7 protein-coding genes are annotated in these 7,221 nt (G+C 65.6%); 5 read left to right on the forward strand and 2 right to left on the reverse strand.

Annotated elements, in window-relative coordinates; all coding sequences use genetic code 11:
* Positions 1-18: 18 nt before the first annotated feature.
* A complete protein-coding gene (gene metG / locus ACTHN1_RS16790; protein ID WP_440257188.1) occupies positions 19-2,130 on the forward strand; it encodes a methionine--tRNA ligase in 2,112 nt (703 codons plus the stop codon).
* Between the two features lie 7 nt (positions 2,131-2,137).
* Here metG and ACTHN1_RS16795 read toward each other — a convergent pair whose 3' ends face one another.
* Positions 2,138-2,452 carry a hypothetical protein gene (locus ACTHN1_RS16795; protein WP_440257186.1) on the reverse strand — a complete coding sequence of 105 codons (315 nt, stop codon included), beginning with the start codon at positions 2,450-2,452 and terminating at the stop codon, positions 2,138-2,140.
* Positions 2,453-2,521: 69 nt separating this feature from the next.
* Between ACTHN1_RS16795 and ACTHN1_RS16800 the strand changes: the two genes are divergently transcribed.
* Both ACTHN1_RS16800 and nth read left to right on the forward strand, forming a co-directional pair.
* Complete coding sequence (locus tag ACTHN1_RS16800) at positions 2,522-3,145, forward strand: RnfABCDGE type electron transport complex subunit B (protein WP_440257184.1); 624 nt, start codon at positions 2,522-2,524, stop codon at positions 3,143-3,145.
* Complete coding sequence (nth, locus tag ACTHN1_RS16805; protein WP_440257182.1) at positions 3,142-3,777, forward strand: endonuclease III; 636 nt, start codon at positions 3,142-3,144, stop codon at positions 3,775-3,777. Before ACTHN1_RS16800 ends, nth begins: the two co-directional genes overlap by 4 nt.
* Before the next feature lie 238 nt (positions 3,778-4,015).
* On the opposite strand, the gene ACTHN1_RS16810 is transcribed toward nth, so the two are convergent.
* Positions 4,016-5,278, reverse strand: a complete 1,263-nt coding sequence (locus tag ACTHN1_RS16810) for a porin (protein WP_431638001.1) — start codon at positions 5,276-5,278, stop codon at positions 4,016-4,018.
* Positions 5,279-5,485: 207 nt separating this feature from the next.
* Here ACTHN1_RS16810 and rnt point away from each other — a divergent pair, with 207 nt between their 5' ends.
* On the forward strand, positions 5,486-6,145 hold the full coding sequence (gene rnt, locus ACTHN1_RS16815) for a ribonuclease T (RefSeq protein WP_440261980.1): 660 nt from the start codon (positions 5,486-5,488) through the stop codon (positions 6,143-6,145).
* 121 nt (positions 6,146-6,266) lie between these two features.
* Positions 6,267-7,221, forward strand: a 955-nt coding sequence (pstS, locus tag ACTHN1_RS16820; RefSeq protein WP_440472071.1) for a phosphate ABC transporter substrate-binding protein PstS, incomplete at its 3' end; no start/stop codon positions are given.

Here is a 7,221-nt window from a genome sequence, read left to right on the forward strand (position 1 = left end):
TAAGCCAAGCAAGCTGCCATGAGCCGTCGCCTCCTTGTCACCAACGCCCTGCCCTACGCCAACGGCCCGCTGCACATGGGCCACCTGCTGGGCTACATCCAGGCCGACATCTGGGTGCGGGCGCAGCGCATGGCCGGCCATGAAGTGGTCTACGTCTGCGCCGACGACGCGCACGGCACGCCAATCATGCTGGCAGCACAGAAGGCTGGACTGGCGCCGGAGACCTACATCGACGGCATTCGCGCCGGCCACGAGGCCGACTTCGTCGCCTTCGGCGTGGCGTTCGACCACTACCACAGCACCCATTCGGACGAGAACCGCGAGCTGGCGACGCTGATCTACACGCGCCTGCGCGACGGCGGCGCCATCGCCCGTCGCGACATCCAGCAGTTGTTTGATCCGGACAAGCAGATGTTCCTGCCGGACCGCTACATCAAGGGCACCTGCCCGGTGTGCAAGACGCCGGACCAGTACGGCGACAACTGCGAGAACTGCGGCGCCACCTACGCACCGACCGACCTGATCAACCCGTACTCGGTGATGTCCGGCGCCACGCCGGTGCTGCGCGATTCGGAGCACTACTTCTTCCAGTTGTCGAGGTTCGAAGGCCTGCTGCGCGACTGGTTCGCCGGCAAGTATTCGAACGGCCAGCCGGTAGCCAACAGCGGCGTGGCGGCCAAGCTGCGCGAATGGCTGGACGGCGGCCTGAAGGACTGGGACATCTCGCGCGACGCCCCGTACTTCGGCTTCCCGATCCCCGACGCGCCGGGCAAGTTCTTCTACGTGTGGCTGGACGCGCCGGTCGGTTACCTAGCCAGCTTCAAGGCGCTGTGCGACAGGACCGGGCTGAGCTTCGACGACTTCCTCGCGCCCGACAGCGCCGCCGAGATGCACCACTTCATCGGCAAGGACATCATCAACTTCCACGGCCTGTTCTGGCCGGCGATGCTGCACGGCGCGGGCTTTCGCGTGCCGACCGCGCTGCACGTCAACGGCTACCTCACCGTCAACGGCGCGAAGATGTCCAAGTCGCGCGGCACCTTCATCCAGGCGCGCACGTATCTCGACGCCGGGTTAAACCCGGAGTGCCTGCGCTACTACTTCGCCACCATGCTCGACGACGCGCCGGTGGACGTGGACCTCGACCTCAAAGCGTTCGAGGAGCGCGTGAACTCGCACCTGGTCGGCAAGTGGGTGAACATCGCCAGCCGCACCGCGGGATTCGTACACAAGTTCTTTGACGGTCGCCTCGCCGAACGTTTCGGCGCCACCGAAACCGAGCTGTGGAACCGCCTGCAGGAGCACTACGACGGCCTGGCCGAGCTCTACGAGCAGGGCCAATTCGCCGAGGTCACCCGCCGCTTCGTGCTGATGGCCGACCTGGTCAACGGACACATCGCCGCCACCGCGCCGTGGACGCTGGCCAAGGACGAGTCGCGACGCGTCGAGCTGCACCAGGTGTGCTCGTTCGCGATCGCCGCGTTCCGCCTGCTCGGCGGCTTGCTCAAGCCGATCCTGCCCGCCACGGTGGCGGCGGCCGAACAGTTCCTGGCCGCGCCGATCATCGATTTCGACGATGCCCGCGCCGCGTTGCACAACCACATCATCGCGCCCTTCGAGCCGCTGCTCGGCCGCCTCGATCCGAAGCAGATCGAAGCGATGGTCGAGGCCTCGAAGGAATCGCTCGGCGGCCCCGCCAGCGCGCCTGTTTCCACCGAAAAACCCAAGCAAGTGAAGAAATCCATGACCGACGCCACGCCCGCCCCCGCAACCACCGACGCTGCCGCTGCCACGACCACCACGATCGGCATCGACGATTTCGCCAAGCTCGATTTGCGCGTGGGCAAGGTCACCGTGTGCGAGTTCGTCGAGGGCTCGGACAAGCTGCTGCGCTTCGAGCTGGACGCCGGTCCGCTGGGCACGCGGCAGATCTTCTCCGGTATCCGCGCCGCCTACGGCGAGCCGGAAAAACTGGTGGGACGCAACGTGGTGTTCATCGCCAACCTGGCGCCGCGCAAGATGCGCTTCGGCCTGAGTGAGGGGATGATTCTCTCGGCTGGCGACGGCGGCAGCGACCTGTTCCTGCTTGACGCCGACGCCGGTGCCAAGCCGGGCGCCACGGTGCGCTGACACCGGTTCAACGGCGGCTGTAGGTCACGAACACGCCGACCAGGTCGCCGTTCTCGTTGTACGGCGCCATGTCCACGTAGCGGTAGCCGCGTGCGGCGAAATCGGCATGCGACTTGGTGAGCTGGCCGGCGAGGTGGTCCTTGCGCATGCCGAAGTGGGCATCGATGAAGACGGTGACGCTCTCGGGCGCTCCGGCTGGGGCGGTATCGGCACGCGCTGGACCCACGTGGCCCAGCGCGAGCGAACCGACCGCACCGATGGCGGCGGCCAGCAGCAGCGAAGCGACGGTCAGCGGGGCGTGTTTCAGCGGGAAGACTTTCATGGGCAGACTCCGCAAGCAGGAATACGGCAGTATCGGATCGGCGATTATCGCCCCGACCGCCCACCACGCATGAGCGAACCGATCGACACTCTGGCCACCCGCATCGACGCGATCCTGCCGCAGACCCAGTGCGAGCAGTGCGGCTTCCACGGTTGCCGCCCGTACGCCGAGGCGATCGCGCGCGGCGAGGCGCCGATCAACCGCTGCCCGCCGGGGGGCGCGGCCGGCATCGCGAAACTCGCCGCCCTGCTCGACCGGCCCGTGCTGCCGCTGGACCCCGCCCACGGCGTGGAAAAACCGCGCACGCTGGCGCGCATCGTCGAAGCCGACTGCATCGGCTGCACCAAGTGCATCCAGGTGTGCCCGGTCGATGCCATCGTCGGCGCGCCCAAGCTGATGCATACCGTGCTGATCGACGACTGCACCGGCTGCGAGCTATGCGTGCCGGCCTGCCCGGTGGATTGCATCGTGCTGGAACCGATGCCGCTGGCCTGGGCGGAAGATGCCGACCGCGCCGAGGTGGCCCGCGCGCACTTTCAGCGCCGCGAGGCGCGACTGGCCCGCGAACGCGCGGCCCATGAGGCCGAACTGGCCGCGCGCAAGGCCGCGGTGGATGCCGCAGCGACACCGAGCAACCCCGTACTGGCCGCGCTCGCCCGCGCCAAGGCGAAGAAGCAGGGAAACCCCGAATGAAGCGCGCCGACGTCGTGGAGCTGTTCACCCGCCTGCGCGAGCTGAACCCCAAGCCGACCACCGAGCTGGCCTATACCACGCCGTTCGAGCTGCTGGTCGCCGTGGTGTTGTCCGCGCAGGCCACCGATGTGGGCGTGAACAAGGCCACGCGCAAGCTGTATCCGGTGGCCAACACTCCGGCGGCGATCCTCGCACTGGGCGAGGACGGCCTGAAGGCGTACATCAGCACCATCGGCCTGTTCAACGCGAAGGCGAAAAACGTCATCGCGCTGTGCCAACTGCTGATCGAGCAGCACGGCGGCGAAGTGCCGCGCGAGCGCGAGGCGCTGGAGGCACTGCCCGGCGTGGGCCGCAAGACCGCCAACGTGGTGCTCAACACCGCCTTCGGCGAGCCGACCATCGCGGTGGATACGCACATCTTCCGCGTGTCCAACCGCACCGGCCTGGCGCCCGGCAAGGACGTGCGGGCGGTAGAGGCGAAGCTGGAGAAAGTGGTGCCGCCGGAGTTCAAGCTCGACGCCCACCACTGGCTGATCCTGCACGGCCGCTACGTGTGCAAGGCGCGCAAGCCGGACTGCCCGCACTGCGTGATCCGCGACCTGTGTCGCTACAAGGACAAGACCCCCGCCTGAACCACGCGGCTCGCAAACCCATGTAGGAGCCCGCTCGCGGGCGATGCCTTTCGGTTTGTTTCGAAATTAAGAGCGTGGAGCATCGCCCGCGAGCGGGCTCCTACAAAGAAAGGCGACTATTGCGCCGCACAAAAGCAAACGGCGGGCTGCTGCCCGCCGTTTTCCGTCCCTGGGTCGAACTCCCTTCCGATATTCGGGATCACGACCCCGGCATCTTGCCGGGGTCGTGTGACCGTTTTTAGAACGCCACCTGGCCGAAGATGCCCACTTCGTCGGTCTTCACGTTCTGCACGTGCGGCGGGATCGGGGTGTTGACCGACTTGTCGCCCTTCTCGTGCTTGTACACCGCGGCCAGCTGGAAGCCCTTGGTGATATCGAACTGCACGCCGGCGTTGTAGTAGGTGTCCTTGGCCTTCGGGTCGAGCGTCTTGCTCAGCTTGGCGCTGTCGTAACGAGCGAACAGCGAGACGCCGTCGGCCACCGCCACGCTGCCCCACACCGAGTAACCGTCGGCCTTGTCGGTGGAGATCGTCGTCACGTTGTTCCAGTTCTTGGACGTGAAGTACTCGGCACCGAAGCGGTAGTTCTTGTCGGCGTAGGCCAGCAGCAGGTCGGCGCGCGAAGCGGTGTTGATGGCCGAGGAGTTCTGCAGGTCCTTGCCCAGGTGACCGTTGTAACCGCCGATCGCGATGATCGCGTTTTCAAACGGCACGAAGCCAACGCGGGCTTCGACGTCCACGCCCTTGCCGCGGCTCGGGTTCTTGTAGCCGTTGCCGTTGACCACGGACACCGCATAGTTGAGGGTCTTGCCACCGAGGTCGCCGAAGGCGTGCAAGCCCCAGTCGGCCGAGTTGGCGTAGTGCAGGCGGTCGGTCAGCGTATTTTCGACGTAGCGGAAGCCGTAGTAGTTCTCGACGAACGGGATCCACGGCATGTCGGCCGAACCCATGCGCAGCTTGAACGCCGGGTCGAAGCTGCCTTCCACGTAGACCTTCTTCACGAACAGGTTGGTCTCGCCATCGCTGCCGACATAGTTGAAGTCAGTGGTCAGGTTTGCCGACCACATGTCATCGAACTTGTGGGTCACCGACAGGTAGAAGCGCTTCACGTCCAGGCCGGTGCCGGTGGCGTTGGTCTTGCCGGTATCGCTGTTCTTCTGGCTGATGTTCGAGAAATCGAAGTACATCTTGCCGTTGAGCGTGGTGTCGTTCACCAGCTTCTCGAGCTTGGCCAGCTTCTTGTCGTTGGTGGCCGAGGCCTGCACCTTCTCGATCGCCTGACCGGTGCTGACGTTGATCTCGGACTGGGCGTCGGTGCGCTGCTCCAGCTCGTTGATCTTGGACTGCATGGCCGCCAGCTGGGCCTTCAGCATCTCGATTTCGGCATTGGTGGTGGCCGAGGTGGCCGAAGCCTTGGTGGTCTTGGTGGCCGGCGCGGCCGACACGATGCTGCTGAACCCGAGACCGGCAGCAATCGCTACCACGAGCAACTTGGAACGCATGGGAAATCTCCGCTGGATGGATAACGCCACCTCGACCGCGCCCCTCTGAAATCCGTGGTCGGCGAAGCAGGACGTTAAAAGTTTGCGGGTATCCCTTTGCAGTCATGTTGACGAAATGTGACAGAACGAAGTCAGCCACCACCGGCTGTCACCTTTCGCGCCCCGCCACGCGCGGGTCCGGTGGTGCCACACTGATATGCTTCGCCGATGGATGACCTCAACAAGAGCCTGGCCAGCCGCATGGCCGACCGCTTCCGCGGCTTTCTGCCGGTGGTGGTGGACGTGGAAACCGGCGGCTTCGACGCCGAGCGCGACGCCCTGCTGGAAATCGCCGCCGTCACCCTGAGCATGGATAGCGAAGGCTACCTGCACCCGCAGCCGGCGGTTTCCGCCCATGTCGAGCCCTTCCCGGGCGCCAACCTCGATCCGCGCGCGCTGGAGATCACCGGCATCGACCCAGACAACCCTCTGCGTGGGGCGCTGAGCGAGCGGATGGCGCTGGACCACGTATTTAACGAGGTGCGCCTGGCCATGCGCCACCACCATTGCCAGCGCGCGGTGCTGGTGGGCCACAACGCCGCCTTCGACCTGGGCTTCCTCAACGCGGCGGTCCGTCGCACCGGACACAAGCGCAACCCGTTCCACCCCTTCAGCTGCTTCGACACCGCCACGCTGAGCGGGCTGGCCTACGGGCAGACCGTACTGAGCAAGGCGGTGCTGGCCGCCGGCGGCCACTTCGATTCGCGCGAGGCGCATTCGGCGATCTATGACGCCGAGCGCACCGCGGAGCTGTTCTGCGGCATCGTCAACCGCTGGCGCCGGCTGGAAACCTTCGAGCGCGAACACATCGGCCTGGGTGTGTTGTGACGCCTGGATGACGGTTTGTCACACGGCTGAAACATTCATCTCATTTCATTGCAACACACACCCCCTGTAATGGCGGAAGGGGCGGGCCTCATCCCGTGACTTTCCTCCTCAAGGAGCTACCGTGTTGACCTCAACCAAATCCCGCATCGCCGTGATCGCCGCGGCCTCGATGATGAGCATGGCCGCCCAGGCCACCGACATCACCGGCGCCGGCTCCAGCTTCGTCTATCCGGTGCTGACCAAGTGGTCGGCCGCCTATGCCGAGAAGACCGGCAACCAGCTGAACTACCAGTCGGTCGGTTCGGGCGCTGGCATCGCGCAGATCAAGGCCGGCACCATCGACTTCGGCGCCTCCGACGCTCCGCTGAGCTCGGAAGACCTCAAGAAGTTCGGCCTGGGCCAGTTCCCGCTGGTCGTCGGCGGCATCGTTCCGGTGGTCAACATCGCGGGCATCCAGTCCGACCAGATCAAGCTCGACGGCGCCACGCTGGCCGACATCTTCATGGGCAAGATCACCAACTGGAATGACCCGAAGATCGCCGCGCTCAACGCCGGCGTGAGCATCCCGGCCGGCAAGATCACCGTCGTGCACCGCTCGGACGGCTCGGGCACCACCTACAACTTCACCAACTACCTGACCAAGGTCAGCCCGGCATGGGCCGCCAAGGTGAAGTTCGGCACCGCCGTGGATTGGCCGACCGGCGTGGGCGGCAAGGGCAACGAGGGCGTGTCGCAGTACGTGCGCCAGATCAAGGGCGCCATCGGCTTCGTCGAGTACGCCTACGCGGTGCAGAACAAGATCAGCTGGGTGGACATGACCAACGCCGCCGGTAAGGTCATCAAGCCGAACGCCGACGCCTTTGCGGCTGCCGCGGCCACGGCCGACTGGACCAACGCCAAGGACTTCAACCTGATCATGACCAACGCCCCGGGCGAGACCGCGTGGCCGATCACCGCCACCACCTGGGCGATCATGTACAAGAAGCCGAAGAACGCCGAGCACACCAAGGTGGCCTTCGATTTCTTCAAGTGGTCGTTCGAGAACGGTCAGCCGCAGGCCGCTTCGCTCGATTACG

The sequence above is a fragment of the Pseudoxanthomonas sp. genome (assembly GCF_051953815.1).
GTDB lineage: Bacteria > Pseudomonadota > Gammaproteobacteria > Xanthomonadales > Xanthomonadaceae > Pseudoxanthomonas_A.